Consider the following 20,158-nt stretch of genomic DNA (forward strand, 5'->3'; position numbering starts at 1 on the left):
AGCCTGGGTCTCGATGTAGCTACTGAAGACATGCTCTAGATCCCATCGGCAGGTGTTATCCAGCGCCCTGTCGAGTGCCGGGGGTGGACCACACACAACCAACCGCTTCTGTCCGTAACCTATCGGAAACCTAAGCGCAGGCTGTGAAGCACCGGGCGCCATTTCTACCTGCGCCCTGCTTGCCTGTGCTGACGCGAGACGCCCGCGGAACGAATTCTAAGTTGAGTAGTGATCCGAGTAGCCGCGGAGGCGGGGGAGTAATTAACCCCGTACCGGATGGACTCCTGCAGCTCTGGGGTACTCATGTGAATCCGCTGTGAATTTTCTAGGCTTCCCTGCATCGCCCCGGCCGTCGCCGGGCCCAGGTTGTGGTCCCTCGACCACGGATATGAGATGTACCAGCAGGGAGAACTGCTTTCTATGAACACGCCCGAAAACCCGCAAGACGTGGCGGCACGACCATCAACCATCCAGCACTCTGCCGCCTTCGGCAGCAAGACCGCACCACCCCTTCCCGAAAGGGCACCATCAGCAGCAAGCCAGAATCCCGTTCCCGCGGAATTGGCGGTCCTTCACGGCGGCCGCACACCTGAGCAGCGCACCCTGGTCGACATCATCACCGAAACGGTCTCCGCCTATCCAGGCGCGCCCGCCATCGATGACGGAACCGTTTCCCTGAGCTACGCCGAACTTGAACTGCGGGTGCAGGCGCTCGCAAGGCGGCTGTGGGCCGGCGGCATCGGTGCCGGTGACCGGGTAGGAATCTATGTCCCCTCCGGATCCGTGGACCTGTACATCGCCATTCTCGGTGTGTTGTACTCCGGGGCCGCCTATGTTCCGGTGGACACGGACGAACCGGCCGGCCGGGCCGAGACGGTGTGGGCCGAAGGCGGAGTCTGCGCGGTTATCGAAGCAGGGCTGGAGCTGAACCTGCTCCAGGGCGTCCCCAGCGGCGGGCACAGCCCCCAGCCGCACCCCGAGGACGATGCGTGGATCATCTTCACCTCCGGTTCCACGGGCAAGCCCAAGGGCGTGGCCGTGACCCACCGCTCCGCGGCTGCCCTGGTGGATGCCGAATCCTCGCTTTACTGCGTCAACGCCCCGCTTTCCCCGGGGGACCGGGTCCTGGCCGGCCTGTCGGTCAGTTTTGACGCCTCATGTGAGGAGATGTGGCTGGCATGGGCCCACGGTGCGTGCCTGGTTCCGGCCCCTCGTTCCGTGGTGCGGTCCGGAGCGGATCTCGGCCCCTGGCTGGTCGAACGGAGAATCACTGCCGTTTCAACAGTGCCCACCCTTGCCGCGCACTGGTCCACCGAGACCCTTGACCGCGTGCGGCTGCTGATTTTCGGCGGTGAAGCCTGCCCGGAGGAGCTGGTCCGGCGCCTGGCTGCCCCCGGGCGGGAAGTCTGGAACACCTACGGCCCCACGGAAACCACGGTTATTGCCTGCGGTGCGCTTCTGGACGGACAGTCCACCGTCCGGATCGGACTGCCGCTGAACGGGTGGAGCCTCGCCGTCATCGGCGAAGAGGGGAACCCCGTGCGCTGGGGGGAAGTGGGTGAACTGGTCATCGGCGGTGTAGGTGTTTCGCGGTACCTCGACCCGGAGAAGGACGCCGAAAAATTCACCCCGCTTCCGGCCCTCGGGTGGGAACGGGCTTACTACAGCGGAGACCACGTCCGCGCAGACCAGGAAGGCCTCGTCTTTTTGGGGCGCGTGGATGAGCAGATCAAACTGGGCGGCCGGCGGATTGAGCTCGGCGAGATTGACGACGCCCTGAGCCGGCTGCCGGGCGTGGCCGCGGCTTCCGCCGCCGTCCATTCCACCCAGTCCGGAAACCGGGTGCTGGCTGGATATCTGGTCCCGGCGGCCGGGGCCACCCTGGACCTGGGTGCCGCACGGGCCCAGTTGGCACAGAACCTGCCGGCATCCATCGTCCCGTCGCTGGGAATCGTCGATGAGCTGCCGATGAAGGCCTCGGGGAAAGTGGACCGCAAGGCCCTGCCCTGGCCATTGCCGGTTAGGGAAACGCCGACCGACGTCCGGGTGGAGCTCAACGCCGATCTGCGTTGGCTGGGCCAGCGGTGGACCGATCTGCTGGGACCGCTGCCGTTGACCGAGGAAAGCGATTTCTTTGCCCTGGGCGGAGCGAGCCTGGCTGCAGCCCAATTGGTCTCTGCACTGCGGGAACGTTATCCGAAGGTCTCGGTTGCCGATATCTACGAGCATCCGACGCTGAGCACGATGTCCGACCATTTGACGTCACTGCGCGACTCAACCCTGGACGTCCGTGAAACCCCCGAGTCGCCCTGGTGGCTGGGGCTGGTGCAGGCACCGCTGATCGTGGCCCTCTACGGGATCACGGGCCTGCGGTACGTCACCGGTATCGCCATCGTGTGCATGGTGATGTTCCATGTAGTGGGCAGTCCCTGGACGCCGGATCCACCAGTAGTTCCCACCCTCGCGGCCTGGCTGGCCCTGTACAGCCTGCCGGCACGGATGGTGGCCGCGGTGGTGTCGAGCAGGTTGCTGCTCTTGGGAATAGGCCCCGGCATTTATCGGCGCGGCGGCAGCACCCACCTGAGGCTGTGGGCAGCGGAACGGATAGTGACGTACTGCAAGCTCGAGCCCATCATGGGATCCCCGCTCGGCATTTGGTATGCCCGCCGGCTGGGCTGCAACATCGGCGAAGGCGTGCACCTTGACGCCATGCCGCCCGTTACCGGTTTTGCGTCGATAGGCGACCGGTCCTCCATCGAATATGAAGTAGACCTGGCGGGCCACTGGATTGAAGGCGGACAACTCCACATCGGCCGCGTGCAGATCGGCGAAGACGTGCGGATCGGTGCACGGTCCACGCTGATGGGCGGGGCGAAAGTGGGCCGCGGAGCCGAAACGGAACCGGGGACCCTGGTTTCCGGGGAGATTCCCGCAAATGAACTGTGGGCGGGATCCCAGATGCGGAAGACCGGTAGCGCCGGAGCGGGGTGGCCCACGGAAGCAGCACCGACGTCGGAATCCCGCAGAGTACGGTTGCTCTACCCGGCTTCCCTGGCTGGCATCGCGTTGTTGAACCTCCTTTCCATAGCGCCCGGATCCGCCCTGATGCTGTGGCTGCTGAACGGGGTTTCCTCCTTCACGGACGCCTTGTGGATCCTGGCCGCCTGGGCACCGGTTTTCGTGGTGATTTCCATGCTGATGTTCCTCGCACTCACCGCCGCCGTGGTCCGCGGTACCGCCCGTCTAATGCCCGAAGGCATGCACCCGGCGGACGGCATGACAGGCTGGGCGTCCTGGTTGAGCAACGTGATGCTTAGCCGGTCGCTCATTACGATGTATCCGATCTACGCCAGCGTGCTCACGCCGGTGTGGACGCGGCTCCTGGGAGCGAAGGTCGGGCGCCACGTGGAGATTTCCACCATGGAAACCGTCCCGCACCTGACACGGCTGGAGGACCGGACCTTCCTGGCGGACCACTCCATGGTGTCCGCGCGGCGAGTGCGCCAGGGGTGGCTGCACCTCGGCCAGGCGAGTGTCGCGGAACAGTCCTTTGTGGGGAATTCGGCGATCGTCGGGCCGGACACGCACGTTCCGGATAACTCCCTGATTGCGGTGCTTTCCTCAGTCCCCAAGAACATGCCGGCCGGTACTTCCTGGTTCGGGCGTCCGGCGGTGGAGCTTCCGCGGCCGGTGCAGGTGGGGGACACCGCACGGACCTACGATCCTCCCCGACGACTGCTGGTTGCCCGAAGCGCGGTTGAAGCATGCAGGATCCTGCCGGCGGTGATCACGGCCTGGCTGGCCCTGCTGACCGTCTGGGCATTGGCCGGACTGTACGACGCCTTCGGGTTCCTCACGGCCGTCCTGTGGTCCGGCCCGGTCCTCCTTCTGAGCGGGATCGCAGCAGCGCTCATTGCCGTCATGGCGAAGTGGCTGCTGGTGGGCCGTTTCGAGGCTTCGGAGCACCCGCTTTGGAGTTCGTTTGTCTGGCGGAATGAGCTGGCGGACGTGTTTTCGGAATCCCTGGCCGTTCCCGGCCTGGTGCGGATGAGTCTGGGCACCCCGATGCTCAACGCCTGGCTGCGCTGGATGGGTGCACGGATCGGCCGCAGCGTTTGGTGCGAAACGTGGTGGTTGCCGGAATTCGACCTGATACAGGTGGGCGACGGAGCGAGCATCAACCGCGGCACGGTACTGCAGACGCACCTTTTCCATGACCGGATCATGCGCCTGGACGAAGTAACCCTGGGCGACGGTTCCACGCTGGGACCCAACAGCATCGTGCTGCCGGGCAGTGCCATCGAAGAGGGCGGCACCGTCGGAGGCTGCTCGTTGGTGATGCGCGGGGAAAGCGTCCCCGTGAACAGCGCCTGGTGCGGCAACCCCTTGGCGCATTGGGGCCAGAGCCGCCCGATGGAACGCCGTGCCCGTCACCGCAAGTCGATTGAATACAAAACTGTAGGAGCAGGACTATGAGTACAACTACGGGCAACACAGGAACAACGGTCTCCCGACAATTCGGCACCGTGCTCACCGCAATGGTCACGCCCATGGACGAGCGCGGCCAATTGGATCAGGCCGGCGCCGAGGAGCTGGCCCGATGGCTGCTGCGGACCGGTTGGAACGACGGCGTGGTGGTCAACGGCACCACCGGGGAGTCCTTCGCTACCTCGGACTGGGAAAAAGCGTCGATGATCCATTCGGCGAAACGGGTCACCGCGGGCACCGAACGGCGGGTTATCGCCGGGGTGGGCTCCACCGACACGCGGCACAGCATCGAGCTGGCCCGGGCTGCGGCAGAGCAGAAGGCAGACGGACTGCTGGTGGTTGCCCCCTACTATTCACGCCCCACGCAAAAAGGCCTGCTGCGCCACTTCGAGGCCATTGCGGACAGCACCGACCTGCCGGTGATGCTTTACGACATCCCCGCCCGCACCGGCGTCGCAATTGCCCCCGAGACCTTGGTGACGGCCGGCCGGCATCCGAATATCGTGGCGGTGAAGGACGCCAAGGGAGATCTCGCCTCCTCATCCTGGGTCATGAAGCACAGCGAGCTGGTCTATTACTCGGGTGATGACGCACTGAATCTGCCCCTGATGTCCGTTGGTGCTGTCGGCGTCGTCTCGGTGGTTGGACATGTCGCCGCTAACCGACTGCGTGCCCTGACAGTCGCGTACCGGCAGGGCCGGGTGGATGACGCGCTGCGGATTCACCGTGACCTGCTGCCGATCTACACCGGTATGTTCCGGTGCCCCGGCGCAGCATCGGCCAAGGCCGCGCTTCGGAAACTGGGGCTGCCCGCCGGCCCCGTCAGGGGACCGCTGACCGACCTGAGCGAAGAGGAGACGGACCTGCTTGTGGCAGACCTCACCGCAGCGGGGTTGCCGACTACGCTTGCGTCCGGCCCCGCAGTCCCTGATGCTCTGGCACGGGTGTATTGAGCAAAGGGGGAAGCATGAGCGGGTCGTCTCAGGCAGCGGTGGGCAAACGGCGAGTGACCGGTGTCGATGCTGCCCGGGGAGCGGCGTTGATTGCCATGATGGCGATCCACATCCTGCCCGCCTGGAATGAGGAGTTCGCCCCCACGCTCACCTGGCTTCTGTTCGCCGGCCGGGGAGCCGCGCTTTTTGCACTGCTCGCCGGGATATCGCTGGCCTTTATGTCCGGCGGCAAGCACCCTCCGCGGGGACGGAAGATGGCTGCCGCCCGGTATGGACTTGCGGTGCGCGCTGCCCTCATCACCGTCATCGGGCTGTTTCTCGGCTACCTCGCCGTCAACGCACAGGTGATCCTCGTCTATTACGGCGTGATGTTCCTGCTCGCCCTTCCGCTGCTCGGGCTGCGTGTGCGGACCCTGCTCGTTCTTGCTGCGGGTATTGCCGCCGCCGCCCCTGTCCTGATGCAGGTCACCAGGGATTGGCTGCCGGACATGGGCGGGGTGGAACCCAACTTCTCCACGCTCGTTGAAGCCCCCGGCGGTGTCATTGGCCAGGTCCTTCTTTCCGGTACGTATCCCGCACTGCCTTGGATGGCGTACGTCTGCGTCGGACTGGCTATCGGCCGGCTGGACCTGGCCGAGCGGGCGGTGCAGATTCGGCTGCTGGTGGCCGGCGTCGCCCTTGCCCTTGCAACAGCCGTCCTTTCCGCCCTCATCCTCGGCCCCATCGGCGGGCGGCAACAGCTGGTGGACGCGACGTCGGAATGGACTTCGGCCCCGGAGGAAATCGTTGGGGACATCCTGATCTGGGGGCCGGATCCGGTGCTGCCGACGGATTCCTGGTGGTGGCTTGCCTCCTTGGCTCCCTATTCCAGTACGCCGCTGGTGCTGGCCAACACCATCGGCACCTCGGCCGCGTTCCTGGGGGTGCTGCTGCTGGGCGGCGCCCGCGGGCGGTTCCTGTGGCCCTTGGCTCTGCTGGGAAAGATGACCTTGACCCTGTACTCCCTGCACCTGATCCTCCTGGCCACCGGCCTGCTGGCGGACCAGCCAGTGCCGGCAATGATTCTCCAGTTGGTCATCATTTCGGCCTTCGCCTCCATCTGGCTGCGGTACGCGGCCCAGGGTCCGCTGGAAAAGGGAGTTGCCGAAGCCTCGAAGTGGGCGCGGAACAAATACCTGGCGCGCCTGGGAGATCCGCGGGAGAGCCGGACGTCGCCGATAAATCCAGCGGCTGCGGGAACGACGACAGAGCCGCCTGCCCCGTCGTCGTCGGAACCGCGCGGAGTGGCGTACCCGCCCGCCCCGTCCTACCCGCCAGCTCCGCCGGTGCCGGAAGGCAGGGCCCGCCACCGAGCCCGTCAGCGCAGTTGATGCTGTTGAGTCATGCACGCCGTCTCGGGCTTGCGGCAGCCGCGGCGCTGCTTGCTGCCCTTTTAGTGCCTGCTCTGCCCGCGGCCGGTGCCGAGCAGGAGCACGACCCCTGTGCGAGGCTCAACGCGGGGGAAGTCCGCTACTCCGTCCGTGAAGCCAAGCGCGTCACTTTCGCGACGGCGGAAAAATACGGAGCTACGGAAACCCGCCTCACCGGCTGCGTTTTCGAGGACGGGGCCTATGTACAGGAATGGCAGTCCTGGGGCTTCAGCGGCCGCAACGGCTTTGCACCCCCGGGCAGCATGTGGGAGAACACCTTGTATTCACCGACAGGGTCCTTCAGCTTCACCGAGGCGCTCGGCCGCAGCAACCCGGGCACGGAACTGGAATATCACGAGCTGAAACCCTCCTCCCGGTGGGGCGGGAAGCACGGGGAGAACTATAACCAGTACTTCGAAGGGGAAGGCGAAGGCGCAGACGAGAACCTTTGGCGGTACATGGAGCAGGGCCTCTATGAGCAGGCAGCCGTGATCAACTGGAACCGCCAGCCGGATATGCCGACCCGGCAGGGTGCCTCCTTCGCCATCTTCTTCCATGCCGGGTACGCGCCAACGTGGGGCTGCATTTCCACGGACCTGGCCACGGTCACACGGTTGCTGCGCGGGGCCGTCCCGGGCGACCGCATCGTTATGGGGACCGTGGAGGACGTTTTCACAGCGTCCACTGCCGCTTCCGAAGCTGCCGCTGCCGCTGCGGCCAGGGCAGAAGAGAAGGCAGCGGCAGTCGAGCAAAGGTTGGAGACGCTGACTCACGTGCTGATGACCCTCGGCGTGCTGGCGGCTCTGGGGCTGCTGATTCGGCTCGCATTCAAGCGGGCCGGGCGCCAACGGAAACCGCGGCGCGCTCCGCCGAGCGCTGACTCATTCGCCAAGACGGCGGCGTCGGACCGTCAGGCTGCGGCAAGGCCACGGGCCCATACGGGGTGGTCCCCGCCGGCGGAAATCCCGCCGGCAGGCGCGTCCCTGCCGCTCGACCGACCGTTGGACCCGTCGCTCGATTCGTCGCTGGATTCGCCGTTGGATTCGCCGCTGGACAGTGAGCGTGAAAGGAAACCGCGGGAGGACGTTTCTTCGCGTAAGCCCTGATGCGTTAGCGGTGTCGCTTAGAGTTTAAGGGTGAACCAGACACCTGCCGCCGAGGGGACAGCCTGGACGGACCCCGACGACGCAGCGGATGAGGGCAGGTTGCTGTACGAGGAACGCGCGGCCCTCCTCCCGGGGTTGTGGATGCCTCCGGCACCCGACTGGGAGGACCTGTCCGAAACGGACCGGCAGCGGTGGCGCCAATACGCCCAGGACGCGGAAAACGACCTATAAGGCCGGTTCCGCACGCTACCCGTGGCGAAATCGCCGCGCCGTGTCAGGATGTCGGCCATGTGGCAGACCGGATCCCACCGCCAACATCAGCACCAGACGCCCGACCCGTATACGCCCGCGTCCGGCTCCACGGAGCTGAGCATCAACGAATATGACCTGACACTTGATTACGACGTCGGCCTCAACCGGCTGAAGGGGCAGGCGCGCCTTGCCGGCTCGGCCCTGGTCGACATTGAACAGCTCACCCTGGACCTGGACCGGCCGATACGGGTGGAAGAAGTGCTGCTTTGGTGCGCCGGAACTCCGGTGGACGTCCGTTCCTTCCGGCAGCGACGCGGCAAGCTGGCGATAACGCCCAGTCGGGACTTGAAGGCCGGTGACAGCTTTCGGCTGAGCATCAGGTACCGGGGCAAGCCGCGCGCGGGCAACGGCCTGTGGGGCGATATCGGCTGGGAGGAGTTGGCCGACGGTGCCCTCGTTGCGGGTCAGCCGACGGGGGCTCCGTCCTGGTTTCCCTGCAACGACCTGCCAGCGGACAAAGCGCGTTATCGGATCAGCGTGACGGTGGAGTCCGGCTACCGGGTGACGTGCAACGGAGAGCTGGTCTCCCACGAAGACCGCCGCGGCCGGGAGACCTGGGTCTTCGAACAGCCCGAGCCGATGTCTACCTACCTGGCGACGGTTCAGATTGGCCGGTACGAATGCCTGGATCTGCCGGGCGACGTACCGCAGTCCGTCGTCGCACCCCCGTCCCTGGCCGACCGGGCGCGGGCCGCGCTGTCCCGGCAGGACGCCATGATGACGCTGTTTGCCTCCCGGTTCGGGCCCTATCCCTTCGGCCGGTACACGGTGGTGGTGACCGATGATGAGCTGGAAATCCCTTTGGAGGCGCAGTCGGTGTCCGTCTTCGGACGCAACCATCTGGGGCCGGCCTCGGCTTCGCTGGTGGCCCACGAACTCGCGCATCAGTGGTTCGGCAACTCGGTTACGGCCGGCAAGTGGCGGGATATCTGGCTGCACGAGGGCTTCGCAACCTACGCAGAGTGGATGTGGGCAGAGGCGGCCGACGGCGTCAGCAGCGACCAGCGGGCCGCGGTGGATCTGGAGTGGCTGCAGCATCAGCGGCAGGACCTGCAGTTGGCCGATCCCGGGCCGGCGGCCATGTTCGACGAACGGGTTTACCGGCGCGGAGCGTTGACCCTGCACATCCTGCGGCGCAGCGCCGGCGACGGGATCTTTTTCGAGCTGCTGCAGGAGTGGACGCAGAAGTACCGGCACAGTTGTGCCGGTACCCGCGACTTTTTAGACCTCGCCGACAAGGCATATGCCTCCGCCGGTGTTTCGGCCAACGGCCTGCTGGGGCCGTGGTTGTTCGAGCCCTCGGTCCCGGAGGTTCCTTTCCGGGCCTAGCAGCCGTCCGGGCCGCAGGCCGGTCCGTCTGCTGACACCGGCGTCAAGTTCACCAGCGGATGGGATTCCTGCCAAGCCTGTTCCAGGGCCGAGGAGAACAAGTCGGCAGGCTGCGCACCGGAAATGCCGTACTTGTCATCGAGCACGAAGAACGGGACGCCGCTGATCCCCAGCGACCGTGCCTGGGCAATGTCAGCATTGACGGCGTCGGCGTATTCGTCAGTGGCCAGTACGGCCTTCACCCGGTCCGCGGACAGCCCGATGCCGGTGCCGATCTGCACCAGGTCGTCGGCGGACCCAATGTTCATGCCCTTTTCGAAGTGGGCCGAAAGCAGCGCTTCCTTGGCGGCGTCGGCGGTCTTGGGCCCGCCTTCCGCCTTGGCCAGGTGGATCAGGCGGTGGGCGTTGAAGCTGTTGGCCACTACGAGGGAGTCGTAGTCGTAGGACAGTCCCTCGCCGGCGGCCTGGACGGTTACCTGGTCCAGCATGCCGGCGAGCTGTTCGGGGTCGATGCCCTTGCGCTCGCTGAGGTACTCGACCTCGGTGCCGTCAAAGTGGTCGGGCAGGGACGGGTCCAGCTGGAAACTGTGCCAGTGGACTTCCACCTGGTCCCGGTGCGGGAATCGGGCGAGGGCTGCCTCGAAGCGGCGCTTGCCGATGTAGCACCACGGGCAGGCAATGTCGGACCAGATATCAATCTTCATACCGGGTGCAACGCGCAAAGGGCCGGGAGCCATTCCCGCGGTGCCCAACGAATCGAGCACATGCGGTAATGATTCCCGGCCCTTGCTGAAGCGGATACTGAAGCGGTATCCGCCTCGCCGCCCCCAAGCGGCTATGCCGTGGCCAGCTCCTGCGATTCATGCAGGAAGCGGGCGTAGGCAGGCACGGTGAGGAAGGTGGGGAAATGCTCCCCGCAGGCGACTTCCTCAAAGAGTTCGCGGGCGTCGTCGAAGCGGTCACCCTCGAAGCGCTGCAGGCTCGTGAACTCCTCATCGAGCAGTTCCTCCACCCACTGGTGAGTCACTACGTCGCCCTCATCGGTCAGCGCGGAGCAGTGGATCCACTGCCAGATCTGCGAGCGGGAGATTTCCGCGGTGGCGGCGTCCTCCATCAGGTTGTTGATGGCGGCCGCACCGTTGCCCCGCAGCCAGGACTCGATGTAGCGGATACCCACCTCGATGTTGCTGCGGATGCCGGCCTCGGTGATGACGCCCGGCGTGGAAGCGATGTCCAGCAGTGCCTTGTCGTTGGGCACCACGTCTTCGCGGGTCTTCTCCAGCTGGTTGGGCCGGTCGCCGAGCACCCCGTCGAACACCTCCATGGCCACGGGGACCAGGTCCGGGTGCGCCACCCACGATCCGTCGAAACCGTCGCCGGCCTCGCGGGTCTTGTCGGCGCGCACCTTCTCCATGGCGACGTCGTTGGCTGCGGCGTCCTTGCGGTTCGGGATGAAGGCGGCCATGCCGCCGATGGCGTGGGCACCGCGGCGGTGGCAGGCACGGACCAGCTGCTCGGTGTAGGAACGCATGAACGGTGCGGTCATGGTGACCATGTTGCGGTCCGGCAGCACGAACCGGGGTCCGCGGGTCCGGAAGTTCTTGATGACCGAGAAGATGTAGTCCCAGCGGCCGGCATTCAGGCCTGCAGCGTGGTCCCGCAGTTCGTAAAGGATTTCCTCCATCTCGAACGCGGCGGTGATGGTTTCGATCAGGACCGTGGCGCGGATGGTTCCCTGCGGGATGCCGAGCAGGTCCTGGGCCAGGACAAAGATGTCATTCCAGAGCCGCGCCTCGAGGTGGTTTTCAATCTTCGGCAGGTAGAAGTAGGGACCGCGGCCCTGGGAGATCAGGCGCTGGGCGTTGTGGAAGAAGTACAGTCCGAAGTCCACGAGGCCGCCGGCAATCGGGGTGTTGTCCACCAGCATGTGCTTTTCGGGCAGGTGCCAGCCGCGGGGGCGCACCACGATGGTGGGCAGCTCGGTGAGGGAGGCACTCTTTACCCGGTATTCCTTGCCCTCCGGGGAGGTGAAGTCGATGCGGCGGTCCAGGGCGTCGCGCAGGTTCAACTGGCCGTTGATCACGTTGGACCACGACGGCGTGGAGGAGTCCTCCATGTCCGCCAGCCACACCTTCGCGCCGGAGTTCAGGGCGTTGATGGTCATCTTCCGGTCCACCGGTCCGGTGATCTCCACCCGCCGGTCCTCCAGCCCGGGAGCCGTGGGGGCCACCTGCCAGGAGTCGTCCTCGCGGATGCTCCGGGTTTCGGGCAGGAACGTCGGGTCCGCACCGTTGGAAATCTGCGTCCGGCGGGTCTGACGCTGCTGAAGGAGTTCCTGCCGCCGGGTGGCCGTGGCCCGGTGCAGCGCCTTGACGAAGTCCAACGCCTGCGGGGTGAGGATTTCCTCCTGCCGCCGCACTACGGGAGCGGTGAGGGAAATGCCGTTCAGGGTGATCGGGTCATTCATGGCGTTCTCCTTGTGGTCTTTCAAGACTGTGGCGGTGATGCCGCGGGGGCGCCGCTGCGGATGCAGCCGGCGCCCCCGCAGGACCGGGGTTTAGTGGAACTGGCTGGACTCCGTGGAGCCGGCCAGGGCCAGGGTGCTGCCTTCGGGGTTCAGTGCCGTGGCGATCGCGTCGAAGTAGCCGGTGCCGACCTCACGCTGGTGCTTCGTGGCGGTGTAGCCGCGGGACTCGGAGCCGAACTCCTTCTCCTGCAGTTCCACGTAGGCGCTCATGCCCGAGCGGGCGTAGCCGTGGGCCAGGTCGAACATGGAGTAGTTCAGGGCGTGGAAGCCGGCCAGGGTGATGAACTGGAACTTGAAGCCCATGGCACCGAGTTCCCGCTGGAACTTGGCGATGGTCTCGTCGTCCAGGTGCTTCTTCCAGTTGAAGGACGGCGAGCAGTTGTACGCCAGCATCTGGTCGGGGAATTCGGATCGGACGGACTCGGCGAACTTGCGGGCCATCTCCAGGTCCGGCGTGCCGGTTTCCATCCAGATCAGGTCCGAGTACGGGGCGTAGGCCTTGGCCCGGGCGATGCAGGGCTCAATGCCGTTGCGGACCTTGTAGAAGCCTTCGGCTGTGCGCTCGCCCGTGATGAACTCGGCGTCCCGCTCGTCGACGTCGGAGGTGATCAGGGTGGCTGCCTCGGCATCGGTGCGGGCAATGACCACGGTGGGTGTGCCGGCGACGTCGGCCGCGAGACGGGCGGCGTTCAGGGTGCGGATGTGCTGGCCGGTGGGGATGAGGACCTTGCCGCCGAGGTGGCCGCACTTCTTCTCCGAGGCAAGCTGGTCTTCCCAGTGAACGCCCGAGGCGCCCGAGGTGATCATGGCCTTCATCAGTTCGTAGGCGTTCAGCGGGCCGCCGAAGCCGGCCTCGGCGTCAGCCACGATCGGCACCAGGTAGTCCTCGACGCTCTGGATGCCTTCGGCGAATTCGATCTGGTCTGCGCGCAGCAGGGCGTTGTTGATGCGGCGGACCACGGTGGGAACCGAGTTCGCCGGGTAGAGGGACTGGTCCGGGTAGGTGTGGCCGGAGTTGTTGGCATCGGCGGCTACCTGCCAGCCGGAGAGGTAAATGGCCTTGAGCCCGGCCTTGACCTGCTGGACGGCCTGGTTGCCGGTGAGGGCACCGAGGGCGTTGGTGTAGCCCTCATCGCCGGCGTTGCGCAGCTGGTCCCAGAGCTTTTCGGAACCGCGGCGGGCCAGCGTGTGCTCTTCCTGGACGCGGCCACGCAGCTTCACGACGTCGTCGGCGGTGTAGTCGCGCTCGATGCCGTCCCAGCGGGGATTGGTCTCCCAGTCGGAAGTGAGCTGTTCTGCTGTGGGGGCGGTGAACTGGTCCTGGCTCATGCTTTTATCTCCTTGAAATCATTCATTCGTTCCGGTCCGCTTCAAACCGGAATTTCCTGCTGTGAACTAAGCCTGTGCCAACAACAACCCCTCTTCTAGGGGTTTTCTATGGAAAGAAACGCAATTCTTCGCGTAATCTGAAAATGTGACGCCTACTACATGGAATAGACCCGCTCCTGACTCCCCGAAGGGCGGATTGGGGCCCGATGCCGAGCGCACGCTGGACGTCATCAGCCTCGGCCGCCGCGTGCGGCACCTGCGCAAAGCCAAGGGCATGACGCTCGATGACCTGGGGGCCGCCGTCGGAACCGTGGCGTCCCAGTTGTCCCTGATCGAGAACGGCAAGCGGGAGCCGAAGCTCGGCATGATGCAGTCGCTGGCCGCTGCGCTGGATGTCAGCATCGATTCCCTGCTGGGCTCGGAGCCGCCGAGCCGGCGTGCCGCGCTGGAAATCGAGCTCGAGCGGGCGCAGCGCGGCCCGCTCTACGCTTCCCTGGGCCTGCCGAAGGTACGGATCGGTTCGCGGTTGCCCATCGACGTCCTCGAATCCCTGGTGGGGCTGCAGGCCGAACTGGAACGCCGGCTCAACGAGCAGGTAGCCACCCCCGAGGAAGCGCGCCGGGCCAACGGTGAACTGCGGGCCATGATGCGTGAGCGGAACAACTACTTCCCGGAATATGAGGCGGAAGCGCAGAAGGTACTGGATTCGGTGGGGCACACGTCCGGTCCGCTGTCCCAGCACGTGATCGCCGATATTGCGGCGCACCTGGGCTTCAGCCTGCACCACGTCAACGACCTGCCGCACTCCACGCGCTCGGTCACCGACCTGAAGAACCGGCGCATCTACCTGACCCAGTCACAGCGTTCGGACCACGATCCGCGGTCGGTGCTGCTGCAGGCACTGGGGCACTACGTGCTTCAGCACCAGACTCCCAGCAGCTACGGCGAGTTCCTGGGCCAGCGGGTGGCCACGAACTACTTCGCCGCCGCGCTGCTGCTGCCGGAGAAGGCCACGGTCGAGTTCCTGCAGCGGGCCAAGGCCGCCAAGGAAATTGCCGTGGAGGATATCCGTGACGCCTTCGCGGTGTCCTATGAAACCGCCGCACACCGGTTCACTAATCTCGCCACCGAGCATTTGGGCATTCCCACCCACTTCCAGAAGGTGCACGAGAGCGGCATTGTCTACAAGGCCTACGAGAACGACGGCGTGACGTTCCCTGCGGACCACACCGGCGCCATTGAGGGCCAGCCGATCTGCCGGTACTGGACCTCCCGGGAAGTCTTTTCCGTACCCGACCAGTTCAGCGCGTTTAACCAGTACACCGACACTCCGGCCGGCACCTACTGGTGCACGGCCCGCACGGAGCGGGGATCGGCAGGCAAGTTTTCGCTCAGCATCGGGGTGCCGTACCAGCACGTGAAGTGGTTCCGGGGCCGGGACACCACGGAACGTTCCAAATCCCGCTGTCCCGATCCGGACTGCTGCCGCACCCCTCCCGGGGAGCTGGCGTCGGAGTGGTCCGGCTTTGCCTGGCCCAGCGCACGGGCACATTCGCACCTGCTGGCTGCCCTGCCGCCCGGCGCCTTCCCCGGTGTGGACGAGACCGAGGTGTATTCGTTCCTGCAGGCGCACTCGGAACAGTGACGCCACCACCGCACCGCCGTTAGGGTAGGGCCATGCCCGAGATGCCCGAAGTGCAGGGACTGGTTGATTACCTGCGGTCAAAGCTGCTCCCGCCCGATGCCCCCGCAATGGCGATCGACGACGTCGAAGTGCTGTCTTTCCCCGTACTGAAAACAGCTGCGGTGCCGCTGGAGGAGCTCTACACGGGCCCGGTGTCCGACGTCGAACGCCGGGGGAAGTTCCTGGTGATCACCGCCGGGGGAGTGCATTTGGTGATGCATCTGGCCAAGGCGGGCTGGCTGCGCTGGTCCGATGCGCTGAAGCCGGGACGGCTCCGGCCCGGCAGGGGAGCGATGGCCCTGCGCGTGAGGTTCGCAGCGGAGGACGGCTCTGCGCAACCCGGCTTTGACCTCACCGAGGCGGGAACCCGGAAATCACTGGCGGTCTACGTTGTCCGGGACCTCGCGGACGTTCCGGGGATTGCCCGGCTGGGTCCCGAAGCGCTCGACGTCGACCCGGCGGCTTTCGCGGAGCTGGTCGCCTCCCATCACGGCCAGATCAAGGGGCTGCTGCGGGACCAGGCGGTTATCGCAGGGATCGGGAATGCCTACAGCGACGAGATCCTTCATGCAGCACATCTGTCGCCGTTTGCTATCGGCGCCAAGCTCGGACCGGCCGAGGTGCAGCGGTTGTTCGAAGCCATGGGTGCCGTCCTGGAATCCGCAATCGAGAATGCGGCCGGGCGTCCCGCGGCGGAATTGAAGGACTCCAAGCGGCAGGCCATGAGGGTGCATGCGCGGACCGGTGAGCCCTGCCCGGTGTGCGGGGACACGGTCCGCGAGGTGGCTTTCGCGGATTCCTCCCTGCAGTACTGCCCCACCTGCCAGACCGGCGGCAAGCTGCTGGCGGACCGGAGGATGTCCCGCCTGCTGAAGTAGTTTGGCGGCCGGCCTTCCGACCCAAAAGCAGCGGGCCCCGGATTTCTCCGGGGCCCGCTGCTTTTATGGTGTGCTGCTTATCTTGCCGGTGTGTTTCCGTGCCAGGCCCATACGGGCTTAGCGGCAACCACCGTTGTTTTCCGTGTAGGTGTCCAGGCGGTGAACGAAAGCCGCCATGGCTTCACGGGAAACCTTTTCACCCGGATGGTAGCTGCTGTCCGGGTAACCCGTAGACACGCCGGACGCCTTCATCCAGGAGATCTCCCGGTGGAACTGGTCGTTAGTCGGAACGTCCGTGAAGGATGCCGTGCCGGGAGCCTGGTAGCCCTTGGCAGCGTCGATCCCGCACTTGTCCCCGGCGAACCGGTTCATGAAGGCAGCCATCGCGTCACGGTTGACCGGTGATACCGGGCGGAAGCTACCGTCCGGGTAACCGGTGCTGATGCCGGATTCGGCCATCCACGAGATTTCCTTGTAGAACTGGGTGGTCGGAGTGACGTCCGTGAACGGGGACACGTCCGGCGCGTCGTAGTTCGGCGAACCCGCGAGACGGTACAGGAACGCTGCCATTGCGTCGCGGTTGATGGAACCGGCAGGACGGTAGGTGCCGTCTGCATAGCCGGTGGTCAGTCCCTGGTCAGCCATCCAGTTGATGTCCGATTCGAACATGGTGCCCGGAACATCCGGGAACCGAAGCGGAGCAACTTCCACCTGCGTGACCTGGTCCTTGACGCCCTGGGCGTTGTGGTGGTGCAGGAACAGTGCCTTGGCGTCCGTGGTGCTGGCCTGACGGTTGACCGTGAGGGTTGCTCCGTCCTCCTCCGCGTAGACGAAGGCAGCAGGGCTGGCGCTCTGGAACCAAACGGCCGGCTGGGTGAGGTTGAACGGAATCCACGCGGTGGTGTCAACCGGAACCTCCTGGCCGGACTCATCCACGTTGATGGCGTTGGAGGTGGAGATGCGGTACTGGATCGGCTGTGACTTCGTGAGATCCAGGCCAAGGGAACCGGCCGGAATCGGCAGCGTCATCACGTTGGTGTCGAAGACGTTGCTGTCGACGTCGCCCACGGTACCGTTCACCGGGTAGGAGCCCGGGAGCGGGGTACCAAAAACGAGCTCTCCGTCGGCATCGACGCCCGTCACCGGAACAATGCGGAAGACGCTCTGGTCGAGTCCCGTGATCCGGGTGGTGATGGCCACGAAGTTGGGTACACCGTCGGAGTTGGTATCCAACTCGACCAGGATCGTGCTGTTGCCGCTGATCGTGGCCCAGTTTTCCCAGGTGCTCAATCCGATGTTCAGGACAGCCGCGTTCAGGTTTGCGCTCCCTGCAGCAGTCAGTGCCGGAACGTTGGACGAAGCACCGACGTTGCGCAGGTCAAGGCCGTAGAGGGAATCAAGGTCAAGATCGCTCCTACGCGGGCTTTCCTCGCCCAGCACCAGCGGCGTCATCATCGAAACATAAGCCTCGCTGCCTTCACCCTGGTCCAGTCCGCGACCGGTGAAGGTGACGGAAGTGGCCAGGTCCGTTGCGCCGGCAAACGAGATCTTGGAGCTTGCCTGCATGTCGGACGTCGGCTTGGGTGCGGAGTAGACCGGCACCCGCAGGGCCGGCGATCCTTCGCTCGTCAGCTGGATGCGGCCCGATTCTTCGGCGATGTACTGCCGCGCGATGGCGCCGGTACCCTGGGTCCGCTCGGCGGCCGGGTCGATCCGCTTCACCAGTGCGGTGGGATCCGCAATGCTGAGCGTGACCGGCACGGTGACAGTAGCGTTGGCAGGAACCTGCACGGGTGCAGTGCTGACGCTGATGCTGACGCCGGGCATGTCGGTTGCGGGCAGGTACTCGGGCGTGTACGTCTTCGGTGAATCGCCCTTGTTCTCAACCGTGATGGTGCGCGTGATCTCAACCGGATCCGCTCCGACTTCCAGGACGCCGAAGTTCATGGACGTCAGACGCGGGTTCTCTGCATCGTAGGCCAGGACCTTTGTGCTCAGGGCGTCCAGGGCGTCAACGCGTCCGGATCCAACGCGGTTCGGCGCATGAACTACGCCTTCCCCGGCGAATACGTCGTGGGTCGCCGTGTTCATGATGATCGACTTGACCTCGTACGGGTTGTAATCCGTCGCGCCCACAACGAGTGCGGCAATACCCGCTACGTTCGGGGCAGCCATCGAGGTGCCGGACTTGATGGAGGCGCCGGTGCCGGTGCCAACCTGGGCGGACTTGATCTGCGTTCCCGGGGCGGCGACGTCGGGCTTGATCACGCCGTTGGATCCGTGGACGCCGCGCGAGGAGCTGGCGTTCAGGGTGTCCAGCGCGCCGGACTGTCCGGTCACGCTGCCCACCAGCTCGGGAGCGAGCTGAATCTGCAGGGTCCCGGCCTCGGCGGCCGGCCGCAGCTGCTCGCTGGATTCGCGGGTGAACTGGAAGCCGGGGATCGCAGCGTTTCCGGCAATGCCGGCCGAGAAGCCATTCAGGGTGGAGTCAAGGACGACGCCGGCGTAGCCTGCGGTTGCGGCGTTGTTCCAGCGGACGGCCGAACCGCATTCGCGGGTGGCCGCGTCCTCATCCCAGGTCAACCAGACCCATTTGCCCGCATTGGCGCCCGCGGGTTCCAGTGCGGCGCAACCGTCGGAGTTGCCGCCCTGCGGCCCCATCACCACGGTTCCCGTAAGAGCAGCCTCGTCGGCGGAGGCGTAGTCGAAGCTGGAGGTGTACTGGCCCTTGGCGGTTCCTGCAGTCGGAGCCAGGATGCGTGCAGCGTCCAGGGTGGTCTGGGACCCGACACTGTTCGCCACGGTAAGTGCAGTCTCTGCACTGCCGGGGGAGCCGCCGATGTCGTAGATGTCGCCGGAGTTGCCCGACGACACGACCGAGAGGATGCCCTGGGCCGTGAGTGCGTTGACAATGTCGTTTTCGGGATCGTCATAGGCGGGGAAAGCGGAACCCAGGGACATGTTCACAACCTGGGCGCGGTCGCTGAAGTCGCCGTCGTCGTTCGGGTCCAGGACGTAGTCCAGGGCCTGGCCGACAACCTCGGAGGAGCCCACGCAACCGAAGACGCGGACGCTGACGAGCTTTGCGTTCGGCGCGGTGCCCGGGCCGATGCCCATGGCGTTCACCTGATCGCCGGTGAGCGTGGAGTAGTCCCCGCTGAATGTGGTTCCGTCAGCGTTGGTGCCGTAACCCGCGGCGGTTCCCGCGACGTGGGTGCCGTGGCTCCCGCAGTCCAGGGGGTTGGCATCCGGGACGGGGATGGGGCTGTACGTGGCGGGGTCCGAGGGATCTGCGTTGTAGGCGTCACCGACGAGGTCCCAGCCGCCCGCGAACTTCTCCGGGTCGTAAAGGCCTGAGTCTGCTGCCGGAATAGTGGGCGAAGCCTGCGCCGTCTCGAACGCTTCTTGGGTGCCCGGGCCGCCGAAGTCTGAGTGCGTGTAGTCCAGGCCGGTGTCGAGGACGGCAATGGTGACGCCCTCACCGGTCTGGGAACGCTGCACCCAGGAATCCACGGCACGGACATCGATATCCCCGCCCTTGTTGTCAAAGGTCTTGGGAACGATGCCGGTGATCTTAACGACGTCGCCGCGTGCTGCCAGCGCCCTGATTGCCTCAGCGTCGCCGTTGATGGCAACACCCGGGATGCTGTTGGTGGTGGTGTAAAGAATGGACGAGGAAGCGGCCTGTGCAACTTCTTCGGCCTTAGTCTCGATGCCGCTGCGGATTTCCTGCACCTGGCCGGACTTGTTCAGCGGTTCAGCGAGTCCTTCGAGTACTTCGACGGGCTGGGTCTGTTCATAGGCGCCTTTGCCGCTGAACTGTACGAAAACCGAGACCGGGCCCTGCTTGGTTTTGAGATCCGGTGAGACCTTGAAATCAGGCGTAACCGTTTCGATTCCCCGAATGGTCGGTTCCTCGTTTGCGGTCCCCTCAGTGGCCGCAGCCGGTGCCCACATGCTGGAGGCGAGGGCAAGGCCGGCGACTGTTGCCAGCGCTGCCTTTCCTGCTCTCCGGTGGTTTGGATTGTTCATACTTCTCCCTCAAAAGAGGCCGCCGGGGCCAGGGACAAGTACGGCAGTGAGTTCCGCAGAGTGACCGAGACCGGCGAACCTGGCAAAATGGATAGGCAGATCCGGTGCCTC

Annotated in this window: 12 protein-coding genes; 8 read left to right on the plus strand and 4 right to left on the minus strand. The window is 65.4% G+C overall.

Annotation, left to right across the window (positions count from 1 at the left end; genetic code table 11):
- Window positions 1-420 precede the first annotated feature (420 nt).
- The 6 genes from N2K98_RS01545 (at window position 421) to N2K98_RS01570 (ending at window position 9,597) form a co-directional block, all read left to right on the plus strand.
- Window positions 421-4,476, plus strand: a complete 4,056-nt coding sequence (locus N2K98_RS01545) for a Pls/PosA family non-ribosomal peptide synthetase (protein WP_255866375.1) — start codon at window positions 421-423, stop codon at window positions 4,474-4,476.
- The gene (gene dapA, locus N2K98_RS01550; RefSeq protein ID WP_255866374.1) at window positions 4,473-5,441 is read left to right on the plus strand and encodes a 4-hydroxy-tetrahydrodipicolinate synthase; all 969 of its coding nucleotides are present in this window, start codon (window positions 4,473-4,475) and stop codon (window positions 5,439-5,441) included. The genes N2K98_RS01545 and dapA overlap by 4 nt, the downstream gene beginning before the upstream one ends.
- 14 nt (window positions 5,442-5,455) lie before the next feature.
- Window positions 5,456-6,811: a heparan-alpha-glucosaminide N-acetyltransferase domain-containing protein gene (locus N2K98_RS01555; RefSeq protein ID WP_255866373.1), complete on the plus strand. Its 1,356-nt coding sequence runs from the start codon at window positions 5,456-5,458 to the stop codon at window positions 6,809-6,811.
- A gap of 65 nt (window positions 6,812-6,876) precedes the next feature.
- The gene (locus N2K98_RS01560) at window positions 6,877-7,956 is read left to right on the plus strand and encodes a hypothetical protein (RefSeq protein ID WP_255866372.1); all 1,080 of its coding nucleotides are present in this window, start codon (window positions 6,877-6,879) and stop codon (window positions 7,954-7,956) included.
- 30 nt (window positions 7,957-7,986) lie between these two features.
- Window positions 7,987-8,187: a hypothetical protein gene (locus N2K98_RS01565; protein WP_255798751.1), complete on the plus strand. Its 201-nt coding sequence runs from the start codon at window positions 7,987-7,989 to the stop codon at window positions 8,185-8,187.
- A gap of 57 nt (window positions 8,188-8,244) precedes the next feature.
- Window positions 8,245-9,597, plus strand: a complete 1,353-nt coding sequence (locus tag N2K98_RS01570) for a M1 family metallopeptidase (RefSeq protein WP_255866371.1) — start codon at window positions 8,245-8,247, stop codon at window positions 9,595-9,597.
- Here N2K98_RS01570 and N2K98_RS01575 read toward each other — a convergent pair.
- The 3 genes from N2K98_RS01575 to aceA all read right to left on the minus strand — a co-directional run bounded on the left by N2K98_RS01575 (window position 9,594) and on the right by aceA (window position 13,453).
- Window positions 9,594-10,301: a DsbA family oxidoreductase gene (locus N2K98_RS01575; protein WP_255866370.1), complete on the minus strand. Its 708-nt coding sequence runs from the start codon at window positions 10,299-10,301 to the stop codon at window positions 9,594-9,596. The two genes, N2K98_RS01570 and N2K98_RS01575, sit on opposite strands and share 4 nt — an antisense overlap.
- Before the next feature lie 131 nt (window positions 10,302-10,432).
- Window positions 10,433-12,064 carry a malate synthase A gene (gene aceB / locus N2K98_RS01580; RefSeq protein WP_255866369.1) on the minus strand — a complete coding sequence of 544 codons (1,632 nt, stop codon included), beginning with the start codon at window positions 12,062-12,064 and terminating at the stop codon, window positions 10,433-10,435.
- A 90-nt stretch (window positions 12,065-12,154) separates the two neighbouring features.
- The gene (gene aceA / locus N2K98_RS01585) at window positions 12,155-13,453 is read right to left on the minus strand and encodes an isocitrate lyase (protein WP_255798755.1); all 1,299 of its coding nucleotides are present in this window, start codon (window positions 13,451-13,453) and stop codon (window positions 12,155-12,157) included.
- Between the two features lie 145 nt (window positions 13,454-13,598).
- Here aceA and N2K98_RS01590 point away from each other — a divergent pair, with 145 nt between their 5' ends.
- The gene (locus tag N2K98_RS01590) at window positions 13,599-15,098 is read left to right on the plus strand and encodes a helix-turn-helix domain-containing protein (RefSeq protein WP_308219845.1); all 1,500 of its coding nucleotides are present in this window, start codon (window positions 13,599-13,601) and stop codon (window positions 15,096-15,098) included.
- Window positions 15,099-15,130: 32 nt separating this feature from the next.
- Entirely contained in the window at window positions 15,131-16,015 is an 885-nt protein-coding gene (locus tag N2K98_RS01595) for an Fpg/Nei family DNA glycosylase (protein WP_255866368.1), read from the plus strand.
- 117 nt (window positions 16,016-16,132) lie between these two features.
- On the opposite strand, the gene N2K98_RS01600 is transcribed toward N2K98_RS01595, so the two are convergent.
- The gene (locus N2K98_RS01600; protein WP_255866367.1) at window positions 16,133-20,047 is read right to left on the minus strand and encodes a S8 family serine peptidase; all 3,915 of its coding nucleotides are present in this window, start codon (window positions 20,045-20,047) and stop codon (window positions 16,133-16,135) included.
- Window positions 20,048-20,158: the final 111 nt, after the last annotated feature.

The organism is Arthrobacter jinronghuae (assembly GCF_025244825.1).
Classification (GTDB): Bacteria; Actinomycetota; Actinomycetes; order Actinomycetales; family Micrococcaceae; genus Arthrobacter_B; species Arthrobacter_B jinronghuae.

Bases quoted from the DNA above. Each gene is read 5' to 3' on its own strand.
- N2K98_RS01595 (WP_255866368.1), top strand. From the start codon at position 15,131: ATGCCCGAGATGCCCGAAGTGCAGGGACTGGTTGATTACCTGCGGTCA.
- N2K98_RS01600 (WP_255866367.1), bottom strand. From the start codon at position 20,047: ATGAACAATCCAAACCACCGGAGAGCAGGAAAGGCAGCGCTGGCAACA.
- N2K98_RS01570 (WP_255866371.1), top strand. From the start codon at position 8,245: ATGTGGCAGACCGGATCCCACCGCCAACATCAGCACCAGACGCCCGAC.
- aceB (WP_255866369.1), bottom strand. From the start codon at position 12,064: ATGAATGACCCGATCACCCTGAACGGCATTTCCCTCACCGCTCCCGTA.
- N2K98_RS01555 (WP_255866373.1), top strand. From the start codon at position 5,456: ATGAGCGGGTCGTCTCAGGCAGCGGTGGGCAAACGGCGAGTGACCGGT.
- dapA (WP_255866374.1), top strand. From the start codon at position 4,473: ATGAGTACAACTACGGGCAACACAGGAACAACGGTCTCCCGACAATTC.
- aceA (WP_255798755.1), bottom strand. From the start codon at position 13,453: ATGAGCCAGGACCAGTTCACCGCCCCCACAGCAGAACAGCTCACTTCC.
- N2K98_RS01545 (WP_255866375.1), top strand. From the start codon at position 421: ATGAACACGCCCGAAAACCCGCAAGACGTGGCGGCACGACCATCAACC.
- N2K98_RS01575 (WP_255866370.1), bottom strand. From the start codon at position 10,301: ATGAAGATTGATATCTGGTCCGACATTGCCTGCCCGTGGTGCTACATC.